This window comes from Pseudoclavibacter caeni, from assembly GCF_008831125.1.
Lineage (GTDB): Bacteria > Actinomycetota > Actinomycetes > Actinomycetales > Microbacteriaceae > Pseudoclavibacter_A > Pseudoclavibacter_A caeni.
Genome location: NZ_WBKA01000002.1, coordinates 190,361 through 211,561, shown reverse-complemented (window position 1 = coordinate 211,561; position 21,201 = coordinate 190,361). Strand labels below are relative to the sequence as shown.

The 21,201-nt window shown below is 70.1% G+C and carries 13 protein-coding genes; 12 read left to right on the top strand and 1 reads right to left on the bottom strand.

Annotated features, from left to right (window positions below; genetic code table 11):
* Positions 1-88: 88 nt before the first annotated feature.
* The 6 genes from F8O02_RS03475 (at position 89) to F8O02_RS03450 (ending at position 11,653) form a co-directional block, all read left to right on the top strand.
* The gene (locus F8O02_RS03475) at positions 89-1,369 is read left to right on the top strand and encodes a hypothetical protein (protein ID WP_158035851.1); all 1,281 of its coding nucleotides are present in this window, start codon (positions 89-91) and stop codon (positions 1,367-1,369) included.
* Positions 1,369-2,670 carry a J domain-containing protein gene (locus F8O02_RS03470; protein ID WP_158035850.1) on the top strand — a complete coding sequence of 434 codons (1,302 nt, stop codon included), beginning with the start codon at positions 1,369-1,371 and terminating at the stop codon, positions 2,668-2,670. Before F8O02_RS03475 ends, F8O02_RS03470 begins: the two co-directional genes overlap by 1 nt.
* Before the next feature lie 525 nt (positions 2,671-3,195).
* Complete coding sequence (locus F8O02_RS03465; RefSeq protein WP_158035849.1) at positions 3,196-5,286, top strand: cellulose biosynthesis cyclic di-GMP-binding regulatory protein BcsB; 2,091 nt, start codon at positions 3,196-3,198, stop codon at positions 5,284-5,286.
* Complete coding sequence (locus F8O02_RS03460; protein ID WP_158035848.1) at positions 5,283-6,938, top strand: glycosyltransferase family protein; 1,656 nt, start codon at positions 5,283-5,285, stop codon at positions 6,936-6,938. The genes F8O02_RS03465 and F8O02_RS03460 overlap by 4 nt, the downstream gene beginning before the upstream one ends.
* Positions 6,939-6,943: 5 nt before the next feature.
* Positions 6,944-9,013: a glycosyltransferase gene (locus tag F8O02_RS03455; RefSeq protein WP_225734104.1), complete on the top strand. Its 2,070-nt coding sequence runs from the start codon at positions 6,944-6,946 to the stop codon at positions 9,011-9,013.
* A gap of 27 nt (positions 9,014-9,040) precedes the next feature.
* On the top strand, positions 9,041-11,653 hold the full coding sequence (locus tag F8O02_RS03450) for a putative bifunctional diguanylate cyclase/phosphodiesterase (protein ID WP_158035847.1): 2,613 nt from the start codon (positions 9,041-9,043) through the stop codon (positions 11,651-11,653).
* On the opposite strand, the gene F8O02_RS03445 is transcribed toward F8O02_RS03450, so the two are convergent.
* The gene (locus tag F8O02_RS03445; RefSeq protein ID WP_158035846.1) at positions 11,628-12,755 is read right to left on the bottom strand and encodes a glycosyltransferase family 2 protein; all 1,128 of its coding nucleotides are present in this window, start codon (positions 12,753-12,755) and stop codon (positions 11,628-11,630) included. The two genes, F8O02_RS03450 and F8O02_RS03445, sit on opposite strands and share 26 nt — an antisense overlap.
* 371 nt (positions 12,756-13,126) lie before the next feature.
* Here F8O02_RS03445 and pyrR point away from each other — a divergent pair, with 371 nt between their 5' ends.
* The 6 genes from pyrR (at position 13,127) to carB (ending at position 21,172) form a co-directional block, all read left to right on the top strand.
* Positions 13,127-13,645, top strand: coding sequence for a bifunctional pyr operon transcriptional regulator/uracil phosphoribosyltransferase PyrR (gene pyrR, locus F8O02_RS03440; RefSeq protein WP_158035988.1), 519 nt, complete (start codon positions 13,127-13,129; stop codon positions 13,643-13,645).
* Positions 13,646-13,700: 55 nt separating this feature from the next.
* Complete coding sequence (locus F8O02_RS03435) at positions 13,701-14,651, top strand: aspartate carbamoyltransferase catalytic subunit (protein ID WP_158035845.1); 951 nt, start codon at positions 13,701-13,703, stop codon at positions 14,649-14,651.
* Positions 14,648-15,958 (top strand): dihydroorotase, encoded by a 1,311-nt coding sequence (locus F8O02_RS03430; RefSeq protein WP_158035844.1) that lies wholly within the window; start codon positions 14,648-14,650, stop codon positions 15,956-15,958. Before F8O02_RS03435 ends, F8O02_RS03430 begins: the two co-directional genes overlap by 4 nt.
* Entirely contained in the window at positions 15,955-16,500 is a 546-nt protein-coding gene (locus F8O02_RS03425) for a PH-like domain-containing protein (protein ID WP_158035843.1), read from the top strand. Before F8O02_RS03430 ends, F8O02_RS03425 begins: the two co-directional genes overlap by 4 nt.
* A gap of 89 nt (positions 16,501-16,589) precedes the next feature.
* Positions 16,590-17,882: a glutamine-hydrolyzing carbamoyl-phosphate synthase small subunit gene (gene carA / locus F8O02_RS03420; RefSeq protein ID WP_225734090.1), complete on the top strand. Its 1,293-nt coding sequence runs from the start codon at positions 16,590-16,592 to the stop codon at positions 17,880-17,882.
* On the top strand, positions 17,882-21,172 hold the full coding sequence (gene carB, locus F8O02_RS03415) for a carbamoyl-phosphate synthase large subunit (protein WP_158035841.1): 3,291 nt from the start codon (positions 17,882-17,884) through the stop codon (positions 21,170-21,172). Before carA ends, carB begins: the two co-directional genes overlap by 1 nt.
* Positions 21,173-21,201 lie beyond the last annotated feature (29 nt).

Here is a 21,201-nt window from a genome sequence, read left to right as displayed (position 1 = left end):
TTGTGCACGGGTGCAGTGAACTCCTGCACCGGACGCACTGGAGCAGAACGAACCCTCGGACCGCCGGGGAGTTGAGCAGGTGAGCATCATGATGATCGTTGAACTCGTGATCGTGGCAGTGGCCGTCGCGAGCCTCATCGTGTTGGCGGTGCTGCTCCTGCGCAAGTGGAGACGGGAGCGGCAGGCCCGGGCAGAGCTCGAGGCGAAACGCGCCGCGACCGCGGGCGGGTCGCCCCTGTTTCCACAGGGAGGGTCTGGCATGCGTCCCGGTCGTGTCCCGCTTCGGCGTCCGGTGGTGCCCGAGCCGGTGAACGTCGTCGGCGAGCTGCCCCCAGCGACGGAGGACACCACTGCCGCGGCAGCGGCGACGGCCCGAGCAGCAGGGGCGGAGACACCCGCAGCGGCGCATCCTCAGGGGCAGACGCCGCAGCAGCATCCTGCACAGACTCAGACTGCTGGCGTCTCGGCTGCTGGTACGGGCGGCTCGTTCGGCGCGGCACAGGGGGGTGTCGACGACGCGTTCGAGGACGACGGCATCACCAGCTGGACCGATGCGATGTTCACCAGCGGCGTCCACGACACGACCGAGCCGGAACCTGCCGTGTCGGCTGAACCCGCCGCCGGCTCGGTGAAGGTGACGGATCCCTCACTGTGGCCCGATATGAGCGGCGAGGCAGGAACCGCGTCGGCGCAGGCCGCTGCCCCGGCCGGGCAGGTCTGGTCGCCATCCGGTGTCTCCAACGATGGGCATGAGCCGGTCGAGGCGCAGCACCCCTCCGCCTCGATCACACCGGAGGCGGCCGCGGCGCAGCCTGAACAGACCGACCGGCCGGGAGTGAACGAGGAGGGCTACCGTCCCCGCCATGCGTCACCGGTGCCGACCGACACCCGCGGCATCCCCGCAGATCTCGTCGACCAGGCCGCGAAGCTGCAGGAGGCCGCTGCCGCACAGGACACCGCCGCAGAGCAGGCAGCGGCAAAGCCGGAGCCGGAGCAGCGCGCAGGCATCCAGGTCGGCGACACGTTCATTCCCGCCGTCGACCAGCCCGGCGAGGAGCAGATGCCGGAAGAGTACCGCAAGCGCATCGAGGACATCGAGCGTGCGTACGCCGCCCAGTACGGCGAGCTGGAGTCCGGCGCCCTGCGCGCGCTGGAGGATGCGATCAACTCCTCCGAGGAGCACATCGGCCAGCTCACTTCGAAGCTCGCCGAGGAGAGCCGGAAGCGCCGCGAGCTCGAGGGCTCGCTGGAGGACGCGCAGAAGACCGTGGAGAGCTTGCGTGAGAAGCTCGCACAGCAGCAGGCTCGACCGACCGACGGGGCTGGTGAGGCCTCGAACGGGCCGAGGGACAGTGAGGCTGGCCGCTGATGCTCGCCGAGAACGCGTATGCCCTGCTGGGAGTGAGCCCGTTCGCCAGTGACAAGCAGGTGCGTCGGGCCTTTCTGCAGCTCGCTCGCAGCCTGCATCCTGATATGAACTCCGACCCCAGCGCAGTCGAGGACTTCAAAACGGTCACGGCCGCCTACGACGTGATCCAGGAGGAACGCCGCTTCCGCGCGACCTACGGCACACAGCCGGAGGCACCGCAGGCCACCGGGGCCACGGCCGGGGCCGCGCAGGCGCAGCGTGCCCGACGGAATGCCGAGCGGGCTGCAGCGGATGAACCGTCCAGGTCACAGGGCGAGCCGAGCACCGGTTCAGATGCGCAGGCCGCTGCCGCGAACGGGGCTGCCCAGGAGGCGAAGCGAGCTGCCGCTGAGCGTGCGGCTCGCGAGGCAGAGTCCCCGGTCGAGGGGCGGGCGGATCTGGAAGATGCCGACGCCGTTCCTGACACGCGCCGCGCCGCCCGCCATCGCGGGGCTCGGCACGCCGACCCAGACCCCGACGAGGAGCTCGCCCGGCGCACCGCCGAGGCCGCCGCGGCACGACAGCGCGAGGAGGCCGATCTCGCCGAACTGCGCAGACTCGCGGAGGAGGCCCGACAGGCCGCCGAGCAGGAGGCCAGAGCACAGCGGGAGGCCGATGAGCGCCGTGCCGCGCGTGCGCGCGAGGAGGCCCGGCGGGCGACTGCCGCATCCGAGCCACCGCGCGATGCGGCGGCCGGGGCACGCATCCGTGTCGCGACCGACTGGCACGGGTGGGAGAACGAGCCGAAGACCGCCCGAGACATCGATGACAAGACCGATGCCTCGGCCGCAGCAGGGGCGCCGGATGACGCCGACGTCGCGGTCAGTCGGGTGCGGGTCAACACCGCTGCGCTCTACGGACGGACGAACGCCACTGGTCCGGCGCCCGTGGTGGACGGTGCGGCCACTCCTGCCACGCCCACACGCTCATTCGACGACACGCTGTTCACTCCGGACGGCGATGACCTCGTCGGACAGATCGACCTGCCTCTCGTCGACGCCGTGCTCGGCACCGAGGTCGACGTGCCCGCTCCCGGCGGAACCCGTCGGCTGCGCGTGCCCGCCGGCACAGGCACGGACGACGTGCTCACCGTGCCCGGTGCAGGCCTGCCGAAGACTGACGGCGGCGCCGGCGATCTGCGGCTTGTGGCCCGCGTGCTCACCCCGAAGCGACTGACAGACCCCGAGCGGCGGATGCTCGAGTGGATGGGCGAGCACCGGGGCGCCGACGAACAGGCGGAGGTCGTGCCGCCGACGCGGTAGGGCACCAACGATGCCCAGCGGGGGGGGATCACAGCGTCAGCATTCTCGCCGCACCCGGCTGCCGGCAGCGCCCGAGACGGGCAGCTGCTGCAGATCACCCAGCCGTGGTCGTTCGACGTGAGCGATCCGGCGAGCGACGGTCAGCGGGCTGGCGACTGGGCTCTCTTCGCATGGTCCACGAGGACGAGGTCTCTCCACGCCAGGCGATCCGAGGCGGCGGGAGACCCGTCCGCTGTGCAGACTCCCTAGTATGATGTCAAAGGGATGTTGGCGGGATGCGCACAGGCGGGCGGATCCCCAACCGGAGACTTGGAGCTGCGGATGATCCGCGAACACGCACGACCTGCTCGTCTCGACGGGCCGACGGGCAGGTGGCGTCCACGGCATCCACGGAGATGGTGGGCGGTCTCCGCGGTTGTGGTCGCCCTCACAGCGGCAACCGCGTCGACCGCACCGGCCACAGCCGCCCAGAACGCCACCGTCTCGACAGCGACTGCCACCACGACCCGGGCGGCAGACCTCTCGATGCCGGTCACCTCCACATACTCGGTGACGGCCAATGCGAGCGCACAGGAGATCCGCATCCCGATGGCTCAAGGTCTCACCCCAGCCCGGTTCCAGGCCACGGCCACTCCCGACAGCGACCTTACCGGACGCGTCGAGGTGCTCTCCGGCGGGCAGGTGGTGCAGACCGTTGCCATCAACGGCAGTCGACAGGCCGTGCATATCGACGCCCCGCTCAGCGCCGGCGCGGTGGAGGACCAGTCCGCCGTTCTCTCCATCCGCTACCTCGCTGACAATGTGAACGACCCGGACAGTGTCTGCCTGCTCTCCAACCTCGGCAGCATCCGATTGACCGACGTGAACCTCACGACAGCCGGCACCCCCGACCAGCCGACCGCGGTCGGCGATTTTCTCGACTCCTCGGTGACCGCGATCAGCATTCGCGTGGCCGACCCGACCGATGCCGACCAGCGCCAGGCCGCGCTGACCGCCGCCGTCGGGCTGAAGCACAAATACGGCAGCTCCGCCGCGATCAGCGTCACCAGTGACGAGGACACCAGTCGAGCCGTCACCACCCCCGTGATCGGCGGGCGGATCATCCGCATCCTCTCCGGCGAGGGGGACACCACGACCACCGTCGGCTCCCTTGACGGGGTCAGCGCCCTCAGCATCACCGGTACCGGCGACGGACTCGATGCCGCGGCCAGCGCCCTGGGCGACGGACGCCTCCCGCTCGCCGGCGCCACACAGGTCGGCAGCCTCGCCGCATCCGACGACGCGGCCGAGTCGAAGACGGAGCTCACCCTCACCCAGCTCGGCGACAGCCAGCCCGTGCTGCAGGGGATCGGCCAGTCGACGACCTCGATCAGCGTTGCCCAGGCCGATTTCGCCCAGGCCGTCCAGTCAGCCACCGTCCACCTCACCGGCGCACACACCGCGCTGCCTGCCAACATCAGCGCCGCGCTCACCGTCACCTGGAACGACCAGATCGTCGACTCCACCCTCCTGACAGCCGACGACGTGACGATCGACCGAACCATCGACATCCCCGAATCACTCATGAAGGCCCGCAACACGCTGCGCATCGAGCTCGACGCCGAGGTCAACGGCCAGACCGTCGCACAGACGCAGAGCGCCGGCTGCGGGTCGGCCAGCACGATCATGCCGGTCCGGGTGACCCTCGACGGCAACGCATCGACCGTGACCGCCCAGCCCGGCCAGCAGCTTGACGCCGGATTCGAACGCTTCCCACAGGTGCTCGCCGGCGTGGTGCCGGTCGCCATGCCTGACACCGTCGACGCAGACACGCTCACCGACGCCGCACAGCTGCTCATCGCGCTGCAGGGGGCCAGCTCTCAGCGCCTGACCGTGCAGCAGGAGAACGCTGAGACCTTCATCTCATCGGGGGCCTCGGGCCTGCTGGTCGGCGCCACCAGTGCACAGATCAACGAACTGGACGCCCCACTGCGCATGGGACAGTTCCGCTCGATCGACCAGGCGAACGGCCCGTTCAAGGCCGGCGTGGCACAGGCCTTCGCCGCACTGCAGGCCTTCCATGCCGACGGACGGGACGTCATCGCACTCGCCGCCTGGCAACCGGACGGCACCGGTGCCGGGGAGCCGACCGCTGCGGCGCTCCAACACCATCTGACCGATTCACTCGCCGCAGACCCGAGCGGATGGTCTGCCCTCTACGACGACCTGGTCGTCGCGCAGTCGCTCACCGACGACCCCGTGCTCGTCGACAGCAACGCCATCGTTCCACAGGACAGCCGCGTCAACTCCTATGCCGGGTACATCTGGTGGGGCGTGGCCGTGGTCGGCGCCCTGCTGCTCCTGCTGCTCGCCGGCGGCTTGACCCGACACCGGATGCTCGTGCGCGCGCGCCGCGTCGTCGACGCGGAGGAGGCAGAGGAAGCTGAGGAGGCGGAGGAAGCTGAGGATCGCGCGGAGGAGCCAGCCTCGGCCGGCATGACCCGTCGGCTCGCCCGCCGTGCCACCCCCGACGCACGCGCGAAGCCGGCTGACGCGACGGAACAGTCCGGGCCCGTCACTCCCGGGGAGGACGACGAGCCGCCCTCGCCGGGGGAACGGCCGGATGGCCTCGCATGACCGCTGACCGGCTGCGCCGCTGGTGGGCGACCCTCCACCCCACGCCCACCGGGCGGCGCGTTCCGGGCACCGCCGTCGTCGCCATCGTCAGTCTGCTGCTCATGTACGGGCTGTCGCTGTACGTGATCGGCCATGGGGCGAACATGTGGTACTCGGATGCCCTGTCACACCTGACCATCGCCCGCCGCATCGTCGACAGCAAGGCACCCGGGTTCCAGCAGCTGGGCACCGTGTGGCTGCCGATGCCGCACCTTCTGCTGCTCGTGTTCGTGCAGAACCTGTGGCTGTGGTACAAGGGCTGGGGCGCCGCACTGCTCGGGATGCTCTGCTTCGCCGCCACCTCGGCTGCGATCTGGCGCACCGCGGCCCGACTCGGCCTCGGCCTGGGGACGCGGATGATCCCGGTCCTCGTGCTGTGGACGAGCGCCGGCTTCCTGTACGCGCACACCACCGCGCTGACCGAGCCGGTGCTCATCGCCTCCATGGCCGGCATTCTCGCCGGGCTCACGCACTGGGCGGTCTCGGAGCGAGACATGAGCGGCGGGGAGATCGCTGTGTACATCGGCGTGCCCGCAGCCGTCGGGGTGCTCTCCCGCTATGAGGGCTGGGTGATGGCGCTCAGCGCCGCACTGTTCATCGTGATCGTCGACTGGCCCCGGCGACGCGGCACCACACCGCACCCGCTGCGCTTCACCCTGCTGCGCCGGGTGCTGCCCGCGCTCAGCGCGCCCGCCGTGGGCGTCGTCTGGTGGCTGGCCTACAACTACGCCCTCTATGGCAACCCGCTCGAGTTCATGTTCGGCCAGTACTCCGCGTTCGCCCAGCAGCAGGCCATCAGCGAATACGGATCCCTGACGACGAAGGGCCATCCCGGGCTGAGCCTCTACGTGTACACCTGGTCGGCATGGGAGGTCATCGGCGGCGTCACCTTCGTCGTCGGACTGCTCGGCTTCGCCTGGCTCGTCTGGCGGCAGGGGATGAGCACCGCCACCCTGATCGTCGGAGTCTCCCTGTCCACCTTCGTGTTCGAGGTGCTCAGCCTGAGCCTGGGGCAGTCGGTCATGAACAACGACCACTCTCTGCCCACCGGGCTGTTCAACGTCCGCTACGGCGTCGCCGGGCTGCTGTTCTTCGCGCTCGGAGCAGGCTTCGCCGCCGAGGCGCTGCGCCGGGCGCTGACCCGTGTGCGCCACCCGCTCGGCGCACTCGCCGCCCCCGCGGTGGCCGTCGCACTCATCGCCCAGCTCGGCTGGTGGGCCCAGGATCCCGTCGACCGCAACCCGATGATCGGCGAGGGCGCCTACAACCAGTCCAAGCGCCCGGACGCAGCCGCCGTGTACTTGCGCGATCACTACCAGGGAGGAGGCATCCTGATGGACGAGTCCGCATCGAGCAGCGGCATCATCCCGCTGGTGCAGCAGCCCATCCGCGAGTACTGGAACCGCTCGACCGGCGACCTGTTCGAGGAGGCCATGGACAGCCCGCGCACCCACGCCGAATGGATCTTCGTCAACACGCAGGACACCGGCGGCGTCAACCTCGACGGCCGGGATGCGGTCTACCAGCGGATGCTGGACCATCCCCAGGACTACGCTGGCTACGTTCGCGTGTTCGCCACGGACACCCATGCCGTCTACCATCTGGCCTGGTGACCGCCATGCCCACCACAGAGACCCCCGACACACCTGACCGGGGACTCGCCGGCCACGGCACCGGAGCCGATCACGGCCCCGCCTCCCCCCGCCCCACCGGTCACACTGGCGGCCGCCCGGGCGACTCGGCCGCACGCCCTCGGGTGGCCGGCGCACAGCACCTGCGCATCGGCGAGATCCTCATGCAGCGTGGCCTCATCACCGAGCAGCAGCTGCACCGGGCCCTCGTCGCTCAACACCAGGAGGGCGGCCTGCTCGGTCGACACCTCGTGCTCACCGGCGCCATCACCCGACAGCGCATGTACCGGGCGCTGGCCGACCAGTGGGGGCTGCCGCTAGTCGATCTCATCGCCGCCCCGCCACAGCATCCCGAGCTGTTCGCGGGGCAGAACCCCCGCCGATTCATCGACGGCGGCTGGGTGCCCTGGCGCGTCGACGGCGACACGGTCGTCGTCGCCACCGCACGGGAACCGGACGACGAGCTCGCGACGGCGGCCCGGAGCATCGCCGGCGTCGACCGGGTGCGCTTCGTCGTCACCACGGACTGGGACATCATGCATGCCGTGCAGAGCGTGTTCCAGCGTCGCCTGCTGTACCGCATCACCGACGAGCTGGCCGACGAATCACCCGACGCCTCGGCCCGCATCAGTCTGCTGTGGTGGCAGAAGGCCATCCCGATCGGTCTGGCCGTGATCATCCTGGTCGTCCTGGTGCTGTGGCCCAGGACGACGGCGGTCGCCCTTTTCATCCTGATGAACCTGCTGTTCCTGAACATGGTGGCGTTCAAGGTGCTCGCCGCGCTGCGCCTGCCGGTGCGGCGGGTGCGGCAGACGGTTGCGGGGCGTGCGGTCGAGCGGGAGCGTCTGCGACGGGGTCTGCCCCGAGAGTGGACACCGAACGTGTCAGATGACGACCTGCCCGTTTACACGATCCTCGTGCCCGTCTACGACGAGGTCGAGGTGGTGCAGAAGGTCATCGCGAACCTCGACCGCCTCGACTGGCCGAAGTCGCGCCTCGACGTGCTCATCCTGCTGGAGGAGGACGACGAGCGCACCATCGCCGCGGCCAAGGCGATGCACCCGCCGGAGTACGTGCGCATCCTCGTGGTGCCCCGCGGCCAGCCGCAGACGAAGCCGCGCGCCTGTAACTACGGGCTCGAGTTCGCCCGCGGCGACTACGTGGTGATCTTCGACGCGGAGGACCGCCCGCACGCCGACCAGCTGCGCCGCGCCCTCGCCGCGTTCAAGCGCAACGAGATGCTGCGCAGCCGTGTCGACCCCGGTCTGCCCCGCCTCGCGTGCGTGCAGGCGTCGCTGATGTACTTCAACGCCGACTACAACCTGCTCACCCGCATGTTCGCCATCGAGTACGCCCACTGGTTCGACGCGATGCTGCCGGGCATGGGCGACCTGGGCATCCCCATCCCGCTCGGTGGCACGAGCAATCACTTCGACACCCGGCTGTTGCGCGAGCTCGGCGGATGGGACCCCTACAACGTCACCGAGGACGCCGACCTCGGCCTGCGCATCGCCAATCACGGGTACGTCGTCGACACGATCGACTCGGCCACCGAGGAGGAGGCGTGCTCGCGGTTCGTCGCATGGATCCGCCAGCGCACCCGGTGGATCAAGGGGTACATGGTCACCGCGGCCGTGCACACCCGACACCCGGTCGAGTGGTTCCGGGCGAACGGCCTGGGCGGGCTGATCAGCATGGTTGGCCTCGTGATGGGCACACCACTGGCGTTCCTGAGCTACCCGCTCGCGCTGCTGTTCACTGCAATCACCTATGTCGGGGTGCGGGTCGGCGAGCTCGCCATCCCCGAAGGCTGGCTCATGCTGGGCCTCGTGCTGATGGTCCTCGGCAACGGACTCATGATCGTCGAGTCGGGCATCGCCGCCTGGCGCCGGTACAGCTGGCGCATCGGCGTGTACGCGGTGCTGAACCCGATCTACTGGCTCATGCACTCGATGGCCGCGTGGCGGGCGGCCTGGCAGGTGCTCTTCGACCCGCACCGGTGGGAGAAGACCCCGCACGGACTCACCGCCGACTACGAGTCCGGCGACGACGGGTAGGCGGAGGCTGCCGGTAGACTCGCAGCGATGGCCCACCTCACCCCGCACCTCACCGTGACCCCGACGCAGACCGTCGTCGACGAGGTCTCCCGCTACCCGTACCGGGTGCGGCTCGGGGTCGCACTGCCGGTCGCGTTGCTGGTGCTCGCCGGGGTGGTCGGATCCGTCTCCTTCACCATCACCCGTATCCTCGCCGGCGCACCGATGCCCAACTGGGCGTATACCGCACTCGTCGTATTCTCGATGGTGCTGCTGCGCGGCGTGGGCGTCCAAGTCACCCGCGGCTCCCATGCCCTGCGGATGACGTTGCTGGCGCCGCTGGTCGTGTACCTGTACATCGGCGGCGCCTATACCTCGGCCTATCCGATCTGGGCGGTGACCACGTTCGTCGTGTTGCAGTTCGCCGGTTACGACCGCCGGTCGGGGCTGCTGCAGGCGCTCACGACGGCGTTCATCGGGCTGGTGTTCTCCCTGACGACCGGGGTGGCCACGCTCGTCGGGCTGCCGAGCCCGGTCGCCGTGCTCGTCGGCACCGTCGTCTCGGTCTGCTCGTTGCCCCTCGTCTTCCGCCGCATGCTCACGATGGAGGGAGTCGAACCGGTGCGGATGCACTGGCGGCGCCTCGTGCAGATCATGGTCGGCGAGACCCTTGCCTGCTGGGCGGCCATCGGCGCCGACCACCTGGGTGACGCCATCGACGGCGGGGGGCGGTTCCAGGATCTGCTCGACGTGCGCGCGGTGGTGCTGCTCGTCGTGACGATCATCGTCGTCACCTGGTACGAGCGGTATCGGCGGCGGATGCTGCGTCGCCAGCTCGACGCGATGGTGCGGGCGGCGCTCGCCCTCCCCTGGGACGATTCCGACACCCCCGTGCTCGTGCGGCTCGAGGAGTTCGCCCGCCGGGCGATCCCCAACGGCACCGTCACTCTGCGCGACCGACCGCCCAGGGCCGCCGAGATCGGCGAGCAGGTACACGCACCGGACGGCGGCGGCAGCTGGCTCGTCGTCACCAGCCGAGACAACATGACCCCGTTCAGCCGCACCGAGCAGCACATCGTCGAGGGCCTCGCCCACATGGCGTCGGTGACCCTCGCCTCCCGCCGCCGCATCGACGACCTTGCCCAGCGGGCGAACACCGACGACCTCACCGGCGTGCTCAACTACCGGGGGTTCCGACTCACCGCACAGCGGGTGATCGACGAGACGGGCATCGTGCCGCCGGTGCTCTACCTCGATCTCGATGACTTCAAGGCGGTCAACGACGTGCACGGCCACCACGCCGGCAACCTCGTGCTGGAAGAGGTCGCCCGGCGCCTGCGCGGCGCCCTGCGCCCCAACGACGTGATCGGCCGCATCGGCGGCGACGAGTTCGTGGTGATGCTGCCCGGCACCACTGACGAGGACGCTGCACGCGCGGTCGCCCGACGCGTGCAGCAAGGCATAAACCGGCCCATGCACATCGACGGGCAGGTCATCACCCTCACCGTCAGCGTCGGCGTCGCCGGCGCGGTTCCCGGCCGCACGAGCGTCACCGACCTGCTCGAGGAGGCCGACGAACGCATGTACGAGGGCAAGAAGCGGCGGCTCGGCATGGGGATCGAACAGCTGCTCATGCGCGCGGCCCACCCGGTAGCCGGGATGGGCACCGCGCCCGGTGACGAGGCGTCGACCGCACAGGACAGGGCGACGGCCGGCCGAACCACACCGGAGGAACCGGAGGAGACACGCGATGCGGACTCGTGGGTGGCATCCGGCGACCGCAGCACGGCCCAGGGCACCGACGCACGGGGCGCGACGACCGGGGGGAGCACGGCGGGCACGCCTGCACGCCCATCGGACTGGTCGAACGCCACATCCGCACGCGGCGTCATCACGCCCTCGGATCTTGAGTCGCAGGTGCGTCACGGCATCGAGGCCGGGCAGCTGTCCGTCTGGTTCCAGCCGACGGTGCGTCTGGCCGATGCGAAGGTGATCGGAGTCGAGGCGCTCGTGCGCTACCGCGACGACCACATCGGCGACGTGCCGCCGCAGCTGATCGTGGACGTGGCCAACCGCACCGGTCTCCTGTCACGCCTCACCGAGCAGGTCGTGCGCGGGGCGTTCGCGGGCATCGAGCGCATCCGCCGGGCTGACCCGGAGGTGGCGAGCCTCAACGTGAACTTCGAGGCCGGGCAGGTGCTCGACCAGGCGCTCATGGACGTCCTGGCCGAGCACGTGGAGGCACACCCCGACGTCTCGTTCGTCTTCGAGCTCTCGGAGCGCTCACTCGACCAGGCGACCGACGACGTGCTCGAACGGCTCGTCGCCTTCACCCGTGACCATGGCATGATGCTCGCTCTCGACGACTTCGGCAAGGCGTTCTCATCGGTCAACAGCCTCGTGCGCTTCCCCGCGAATCTGCTCAAGCTCGACAAGTCGCTCACCGACTACCTCGCCACCCAGCCGGAGCGCGCCGGGCAGCTCATCACCGGACTCACCCACCTCGCCAGGACGATGTCGTTCACCATCAGCGCCGAGGGCATCGAGACGCCCGGCCAGCGCGGTCGACTGCAGCGGGTCGGTGTGCGTTACGGGCAGGGTTTCCTGTTCAGCAGGCCCAAATCGGCCGACCGACTCATCGACTGGCTGGGGGCTCATTGACAGGAGTGATGGAGTCGCCTGCCGTGATGTCGTCCGGGGTGGAGGACTCCTCGCCAGCGTCTGTGACGTCGCCCGCCGTGGTGGGGCCTGCCGGTCGATCTGATGACGCATTGACGGCCGACGGCTCGCGCGGCGAGATCACCGGCACGCCCTCGGCCGCGCGCACCGGCGTGCCCCACAACCGGGCATCGCTGACGATGTACAGGGGCCGCCGCTTCGTCTCGTTGAACACCCGCCCCAGATACTCGCCGATGATGCCGAGCGCCAGCAGCTGCACGCCGCCCAGGAACAGCAGCACGGCCATCATCGAGGGGTAGCCTGCCTCGTCGGGGCCGTGGATGAGCGTGCGCACCACGATCACGATCAGATACACGAACGCGGCCGTCGAGATGAGCATCCCCAGCACCGTCGCGAGCCTCAACGGGGCTGTGGTGAACGAGGTCAGGCCCTCGGACGCCAGATCGAACAGGGCACGGTACCCCCACTTCGAGTGGCCCGCGAAGCGTCCCGGCCGGTCATAGAGCACCTGCGCCTTGCGGAAGCCGACGAGCGAGAACAGGCCCTTCGTGTACCGGTCCGTCTCGCGGTACGCGCGCAGCGCCTCCACACAGCGGCGGTCGAGCAGCCGGAAATCCCCGGTGTCGACCTGGATCTCCACCCGGGCCACGCGGTGCAGCAGCCGGTAGAACAGGTGCGCTGACGACCGCTTGAACCACGACTCGCCCTGACGCTGCCGTCGTCGCGCGGACACGTCCTCATACCCCTGTTCCCACAGCATCACCATCTCGGGCAGGAGCTCCGGGGGATCCTGCAGGTCCGCGTCCATCAGCACCACCGCATCCGCATCCGTTTGATCGAGGCCGGCGGCCATCGCGTGCTCCTTGCCGAAGTTGCGGCTGAGCACGAGGTAGCCCACATGGGGGTCGGCGGCGGCGAGCTCACGCATCAGCCGCGGCGTGTCGTCCGTGCTGCCGTCGTCGACGAGCAGCAGGTCGACGCGGTAATCGGGGAGCGTCGCGGCCACCGCCTGCACCCGATCATGCAGACGGGCGAGGCTCTCCTGCTCGTTGAAGCAGGGCACGATGACCACGATGCGACGCATGTGGTCAATCGTACGGGGGCGGAATGCGCCTCCCCTCGGCGACGCGTGCATGTGTACACGAATGCGCCTGAACGAGTGTCGGTGTCGCGCGGGGGCGCGTCTGCCTCGTCCAGATCGCTGGAATGCCCCTCTGCAGGCGTCTTCCCCGTGGTTTTCGCGATCTCGGTCGCAGGGAGCGTGTCCCCACGTCGAAGTCGCGGAAGGGCCGACCATGATCGCGTCATCGCCCGACCCTGCAGCCACCAGAGCGCTGGGGCCGTCCGGGCGGTGGCAGGCTGAACGTTGCCCCGCACCCCGGGTGCTAGACTCTGCAGAAATCCTTTAACGACCGTCCCGTGAGACGGAAAGGAAGCACTGTGACGAACATCGTCATGCAGGCGGGCGACATCGATCGCGCCCTGACTCGCATCTCCTTCGAGATTCTCGAGGCGAACAAGGGCCCCGATGATCTCGTTCTCCTCGGCATTCCCACGCGCGGGGTGCCTCTCGCCGAGCGTCTCGCTGCGAAGATCGCGAAGACCGAGACGGGGGTCGATCCCAAAACGATCACCGGTGCGGTTGACATCACGATGTACCGCGATGACCTGCATGGCAAGCCGCTGAAGCACACACACCCGACGCGCATCCCGCTCAGCGGCATCGACGGCAAGGTCGTCGTGCTCGTCGACGACGTGCTGTTCTCCGGGCGTTCCGTGCGCGCCGCGCTCGACGCGATCGGGGAGCTCGGGCGGCCCCGCATGGTCAAGCTCGCCGTGCTCGTCGATCGGGGGCACCGCGAGCTGCCGATTCGGGCGGACTTCGTGGGCAAGAACCTGCCCACGTCGCGCTCCGAGCAGGTCAGCGTGCATCTCACACCGCTTGACGACACCGACGAGGTGGTGCTCTCATGATCTGTCTGCTCTCCACCTGCGACCGGGCCCGTGGCACCGACGAGGTGGTGCACTCATGAAGCATCTGCTCTCCACTCGCGATCTGGACCGTGACACCGCGATCGGCCTGCTCGACGTCGCCGAGGACATGGCCGAGGTCAACGCCCGCGAGATCAAGAAGCTGCCGACGCTGCGTGGCCGCACCGTGGTGAACCTCTTCTACGAGAACTCCACACGCACTCGCACCTCGTTCGAAGTCGCCGCCAAGCGCCTCTCGGCCGACGTGATCAACTTCACCGCCAAAGGGTCGAGCGTCGCCAAAGGCGAGTCGCTCAAAGACACCGCCCAGACACTCACCGCGATCGGCGCCGACGGCGTGGTCGTGCGGCACTCCGCATCCGGTGCCGCTCAACAGCTCGCGCAGACCGACTGGATCGACGCGGCCGTGGTCAACGCAGGCGATGGCACCCACGAACACCCGACCCAGGCACTGCTCGACGCGTTCACCATCCGCCGCCGGCTGCACGGCGACGCCTCCCGCGGCCGCCCGCTCGACGGGGTGCGCGTGCTCATCGTCGGTGACATCGACCACTCCCGGGTCGCGCGCAGCGACCTGTGGCTGCTGACGACCCTCGGCGCGCACGTCGCGTTCGCCGGCCCGCCCACACTCATGCCGTTCGACATCGCCTTGTGGCCGGTCGAGGTGCACGACGACTTCGACGAGGCGATCGACGCCGGCTTCGACGTGGTGATCATGCTGCGCATCCAGCTGGAGCGCATGCACGACGCGTTCTTCCCGACCCGTGAGGAGTACACCCGCCTGTGGGGGCTCGGCGAGCAGCGCCTCGGCCGGCTCGGCCAGCGGACGCTCGTCATGCACCCGGGCCCGATGAACCGGGGCCTGGAGATCAGCTCCGCCGCCGCAGACAGCCCGCAGGCGACCGTGCGTGAACAGGTCGCCAACGGAGTGTCGGTGCGCATGGCCGTGCTGTACAGCCTGCTCGGCCCCGAGGGAGGTCTCGCATGACGACCCGCATCACGAACGTCAGCCTGCTCGGCCTGCAGGACGTCGACATCGCCATCGCCGGCGACCGCTTCACCGCCGTCGACCCGGCCGGCACGGGCGCCTCCGCCGCGCAGCAGGCCCCTGACACCGACCTCATCATCGACGGCACCGGCTTCATCGCCCTGCCCGGCCTCGTGGACCTCGGCGCACACCTGCGCCAGCCGGGCCTGGAACAGGTCGAGACGGTCGCCACCGCGAGCCGGGCGGCCGCCCTCGGCGGGTACACCACCGTGCACGCCCTGCCCGACACTGACCCGGTCGCCGACACGGCCGGCAACGCCGAGCTCATCCACCGCCTCGGCGTCGACGCGGGGCTCGCCGACGTGCGCCCGGTCGGCGCGGTCACCGTCGGGATGCGCGGCGAGCGACTGGCCGAGATCGGGGCGATGGCCGCCTCCGCCGCCCGCGTGCGGCTGTTCAGCGACAGCGAGACCGGGGTGACCGACCCGCTGCTGCTGCGCCGCGCCCTCGAGTACGTCAAGCCGTTCGACGGCGTCGTCGTGCAGCACGCGCAGGACCCCCGCCTCACCGAGGGTGCACAGATGAACGAGGGCGAGCTCTCCAGCCGCCTCGGCCTGCAAGGGTGGCCGGCCGTCGCCGAGGCCGCCGTCATCGCCCGCGACGTGCTACTCGCCGATCACGTCGGCGCCCGCCTGCACGTGCGCCACGTCTCCGCCCGCGGCAGCGTCGACGTGCTGCGGTGGGCGAAACAGCGCGGCATCCGGGTGACCGCCGACGTCACCCCGCACCATCTCGTCCTCACCGAGGACGCCTGCCTCGACTACGACCCGATCTACAAGGTCAACCCGCCGCTGCGCTCGCAAGCCGATGTCGAGGCACTGCGCGAGGGGCTGCTCGACGGCACGATCGACGCGATCGCCACCGACCACGCGCCCCTGCCCGCCGAGGCGAAGGAGTGCGAGTGGGCGCACGCCGAGCCGGGGATGCTGGGGCTGCAGACCGCCGTGCACCTGGCCCAGCTCACCCTGGTCGACACCGGGCTGATGACCTGGACGGATCTCGGCCGGGTGATGTCCACCGCGCCCGCCTCCATCGCCGGCGACGTGGACGCCGTCGGCCCGGTCGTGCCGGGATCGGTCGCGAACCTCACCCTGATCGACCCGCACGCCACCACGACCCTGACCCCGGCCGATCTCGCGAGCCTGTCGGCGAACACCCCCTGGCTCGGGCGGGAGCTGCCCGGCCGGGTCGTCGCCACGATCCTGCGCGGCCGGCCCACCGTGCTCGACGGGCGGGCGCAGGCATGAGCACCACGGTGAAGATGACGATCCTCACGGCGCTGACCGCGGCTATCGTCGTGGTCGTGTTCATCGCGATGTGGCGGGCCTGGCACCGCCGCGCCGCCGAGCAGGAGACGATGCTGCCGGCGCTGGCGACCCCGCCGTCCGCCGCTGAGCTTGGCGACCCGATCGTCACCGGCCGCGGCCTGTACGTCGCGACGACGAAGGCCGCCGACCACCTCGACCGGGTGAGCGCCAGGAGCCTCGGCTTCCGCGCCTGGGGCTCCATCGCCGTCCACCCCGAGGGCGTCGTTATGGAGCGCGATGGCAGCGACCCCGTGCTCATCCCGCGCGAGAACCTCGACGGGGCGGGGCTCGAGGACTACACCATTGACAAGGGCGTGGAGCACGGCGGGCTGACCGCCGTCGACTGGGTCTGGGGCGACCTGGAGCTGACCACGTTCTGGCGGATGCGACGAGCCGAGGACGGCCCCGCCATCGTCGAGGCCGTCCGCGCCATCGCACCGCCCAGGTCGGCGGCGCGCCGGGCCGGGGAGCTGATGTTCTGACCCCACAGCCCGACATGCGCCACGAGCGCCAGCCGCCCGCCGACCGGGTGAGACCCGTAGACCACAAGCGAACCAAGGAGCACCCACCAGTGTTTGAACCAGCCATCCTCGTGCTTGAAGACGGCACCCGCTACCGGGGCCGCGCGTATGGGAAGCGCGGCACGACCTTCGGCGAGGCCGTCTTCGCGACCGGCATGACCGGCTACCAGGAGACCCTCACCGATCCCTCGTACGCCGGGCAGATCGTCGTGCAGACCGCCCCGCAGATCGGCAACACGGGCGTCAACCAGGAGGACAACGAGTCGCGCGCGATCTGGGTCGCCGGCTACGTCGTCCGCGAGCCCAGCCGCATCGTGTCGAACTGGCGCGCCACCGGCAGCCTGGCGGACGAGCTCGTGCGCCAGGGCGTCGTCGGCATCTCCCACATCGACACCCGCGCGCTCACCCGACGCATCCGCGACCGGGGCGCCATGCGCGCCGGCATCTTCTCCGGTGCGGACGCCGCGGGCGACCCCGACGCCCAGCTCGCCGCCGTGCGCGCCCAACCCTCGATGGCAGGGCAGAACCTCTCGGCGCGGGTCACCACACCCGAGGCGTACGTCGTGCCCGCCGTCGGCGAGAGCCACGGGCCGATCGCCGTGATTGACCTCGGCGTCAAGCGCGCGACCCTGCACCGGCTCGCCGAGCAGGGCTTCGACGTGCACGTGCTGCCCGCGACCGCGACCCTCGACGACATCCGCGCCGTCGACCCGGTCGGCGTGTTCTTCTCGAACGGGCCGGGCGACCCGGCCGCCAGCGACCGGGTGATCGAGGTGCTGCGGCAGGTGCTCGCCGAGCGCATCCCGTTCTTCGGCATCTGCTTCGGCAACCAGCTGCTCGGCCGGGCCCTGGGGCTCGACACGTACAAGCTGCCGTTTGGGCACCGCGGCATCAACCAGCCGGTGCTCGACCGGGCCACCGGCCGTGTCGAGATCACCGCGCAGAACCACGGGTTCGCCGTGCAGGCGACCACCGAGGGCGTCGTCGACTCGCCCGTCGGCCTCGGCCGCGTCGAGGTCAGCCACATCGGCCTCAACGACCAGGTCGTCGAGGGGCTGCGCTGCCTCGACCTGCCCGCGTTCTCCGTGCAGTACCACCCGGAGGCGACCGCCGGCCCGCACGACTCCCGCTATCTGTTCCGCCGGTTCCGCGACCTGATCCTGGGCGGCGGCGAGGTCGCCGCCGCCGGGTCGGGCGAGAGCGCGAACGACCCGGCCACCGGCACAGGCGCATCTAGCGCGGCGGCCCCTGAACCCGCCGCGACCACCCTCGCGGGCGCGACCGCAGCATCCGCCGCCGAGACCGCCGCCACGAGCGCCGGTCTGGAAGGAGACCAGAAGTAATGCCTCGCAGAACCGACATCGACAGCGTCCTCGTCATCGGCTCCGGCCCGATCGTCATCGGCCAGGCCTGCGAGTTCGACTACTCCGGCACCCAGGCGTGCCGCGTGCTGCGCGCCGAGGGCATTCGCGTCATCCTCGTCAACTCGAACCCGGCGACGATCATGACCGACCCTGACTTCGCCGACGCCACCTACATCGAGCCGATCACCACCGAGGTGCTCGAGACGATTATCGCCAAGGAGCGCCCCGACGCGATCCTGCCCACCCTCGGCGGGCAGACCGCCCTGAACGCGGCGATGGCCCTCGACCGCGAGGGCATTCTCGCCAGGTACGACGTCGAGCTCATCGGCGCGAAGGTCGAGGCGATTGAGCGCGGCGAGAACCGCGAGATCTTCAAGGAGCTCGTCGTCGACTGCGGCGCGGACGTCGCCCGCTCGGTGATCTGCCACACCCTGGACGAGTGCCTCGCCGCCGCCGAGGAGCTGCACTACCCGGTCGTCGTGCGCCCCTCGTTCACCATGGGCGGTCTCGGCAGCGGGTTCGCGTATGACGAGGCGGACCTGCGCCGCATCGCCGGCGCCGGCCTCGACTACTCGCCGACCGCCGAGGTGCTGCTCGAGGAGTCGATTCTCGGGTGGAAGGAGTACGAGCTCGAGCTCATGCGCGACAACGCCGACAACACGGTCGTCGTCTGCTCGATCGAGAACGTCGACCCCGTCGGCGTGCACACCGGCGACTCGATCACCGTCGCCCCCGCGCTCACCCTCACCGACGTCGAGTACCAGAAGCTGCGCGACATCGGCATCGAGATCATCCGTGCCGTCGGCGTCGACACCGGCGGATGCAACATCCAGTTCGCCGTCAACCCCGAGACCGGCCGCATCATCGTCATCGAGATGAACCCGCGTGTCTCTCGCTCCTCGGCGCTCGCGTCGAAGGCCACCGGGTTCCCGATCGCGAAGATCGCCGCGAAGCTCGCGATCGGCTACCGGCTCGACGAGATCCCCAACGACATCACCCAGGTGACGCCCGCGAGCTTCGAGCCCACCCTCGACTACGTCGTGGTCAAGGTGCCCCGGTTCGCGTTCGAGAAGTTCCCGGCCGCGGACGACACGCTCACCACCACGATGAAGTCCGTCGGCGAGGCGATGGCGATCGGTCGCACCTTCGCCCAGGCGCTGCAGAAGGCGCTGCGGTCGGTGGAGAAGAAGGGGGCGACGTTCCACTGGGGCGAGCTGCCCGGCACTGCCGAGGAGCTGCTGCGCGGGGCGTCCCGGCCGCATGACGGGCGCATCGTCGAGTTGCAGCAGGCCATGCGTGCGGGCGCGTCCATCGAGGCCGCACACGAGGCGACCGGCATCGACCCGTGGTTCCTGGAGCAGATCCAGCACCTCAACGAGGTCGCCGACTGGGTCGGGGAGGCCACCGAGCTGACCGAGGATGTGCTGCGTGTGGCCAAGGAGGAGGGCTTCTCCGACGCGCAGATCGCCCAGCTGCGCGGGCTGACCGAGCAGCAGGTGCGCGACATTCGCCACGGGTTCGGCCTGCGGCCGGTGTACAAGACCGTCGACACCTGCGCCGGCGAGTTCCCGGCCCGCACGCCGTACCACTACTCGACGTACGAGCAGGAGACGGAGGTCGCCTCGAGCGACCGGAGGCGCATCATCATCCTCGGCAGCGGCCCGAACCGCATCGGCCAGGGTGTCGAGTTCGACTTCTCGTGCGTGCACGCCTCGTTCGCACTGCACGACGCGGGCTACGAGACGGTCATGGTCAACTGCAATCCCGAGACCGTCTCGACCGACTACGACACCTCCGACCGCCTGTACTTCGAGCCGCTGACGCTCGAGGACGTGCTCGAGGTCGTGCACGCCGAGGCCGAGGCCGGCGAGCTCGTCGGCGTGATCGTGCAGCTCGGCGGGCAGACCCCGCTGAGCCTCGCCAAGGGGCTCAAGGCGGCGGGCGTGCCGATCCTCGGCACCACCCCGGAGGCGATCGACCTGGCCGAGGAGCGCGGGCTGTTCGCCGAGATCCTCGACCGGGCCGGCATCCTCGCACCCCGCAACGGCACTGCCACGAACGTCGACGAGGCGATCGAGGTGGCCGAGCACATCGGCTACCCGGTGCTCGTGCGCCCGTCGTTCGTCCTGGGCGGCCGTGGCATGGAGATCGTCTACGACCGCGAGTCGATCGTCGACTACTTCCAGCGCATCGGCGGGCAGGCGCTCGTCAGCGCCGAGAACCCGCTGCTCGTCGACCGGTTCCTGGACGACGCCGTCGAGCTCGACGTCGACGCCTTGTACGACGGCGAGCAGCTGTTCATCGGCGGCATCATGGAGCACATCGAGGAGGCCGGCATCCACTCCGGCGACTCGAGCTGCTCGCTGCCGGCGGTGAGCCTCGGCGCCTCGCACCTGCAGGCCGTGCATGACGCGACCCTCGCGATCGCGAAGGGCGTGGGCGTCGACGGGCTGCTCAACGTGCAGTACGCGATCGCCGCGGGCGTGCTCTATGTCATCGAGGCGAACCCGCGCGCCAGCCGCACGGTGCCGTTCGTGTCGAAGGCGCTGGGGCTGCCGCTCGCGAAGGCGGCGAGCCTCATCATGGCCGGCACGTCGATCGCGGAGCTGAAGCGGCAGGGGGTGCTGCCCGAGCAGGACAGCACGTTCGTGCCCGCCAGCTCGCCGATCTCGGTGAAGGAGGCCGTGCTGCCGTTCAACCGGTTCCAGACCCCCGAGGGTCAGGTCGTCGACTCGCTGCTCGGCCCCGAGATGCGCTCGACCGGCGAGGTCATGGGCATCGACTGGGACTTCCCGCACGCGTTCGCGAAGGCCGAGACGGCCGTCAGCGGCGCACTGCCGCGGCGGGGCACCGTGTTCGTGTCGGTCGCCGACGACGACAAGCGCAACGTCGTGCTGCCTGCTCTGCGCCTGCAGACGATGGGCTTCGACCTCCTTGCCACCGCGGGCACCCTGCAGGTGCTGCGCCGCAACGGCATCAGCGCCGAGCTCGTGCACAAGCGCGGGGAGGCGGGCGAGGACGTCGTCGACCTGATCACCGCCGGCCGCATCGCGTTCGTGATCAACACCCCTGAGGGGCGCACATCGCGCAGCGATGGCTATGAGATCCGCGCCGCGGCCACCGCGCACGGGGTGCCGGTGTTCACCACGATCGCCGCCCTCAACGCGCTCGTCACGGCCCTCGAGGTCGTCGACGGACCGTTCCAGGTGCACTCGCTGCAGGAGTTCGACCGCCTGCGCGACGCCGCCCGGGCCCAGGCGACGGCGTGACGGGTGTGAGGGCCGGTGCCGGAGTGCGG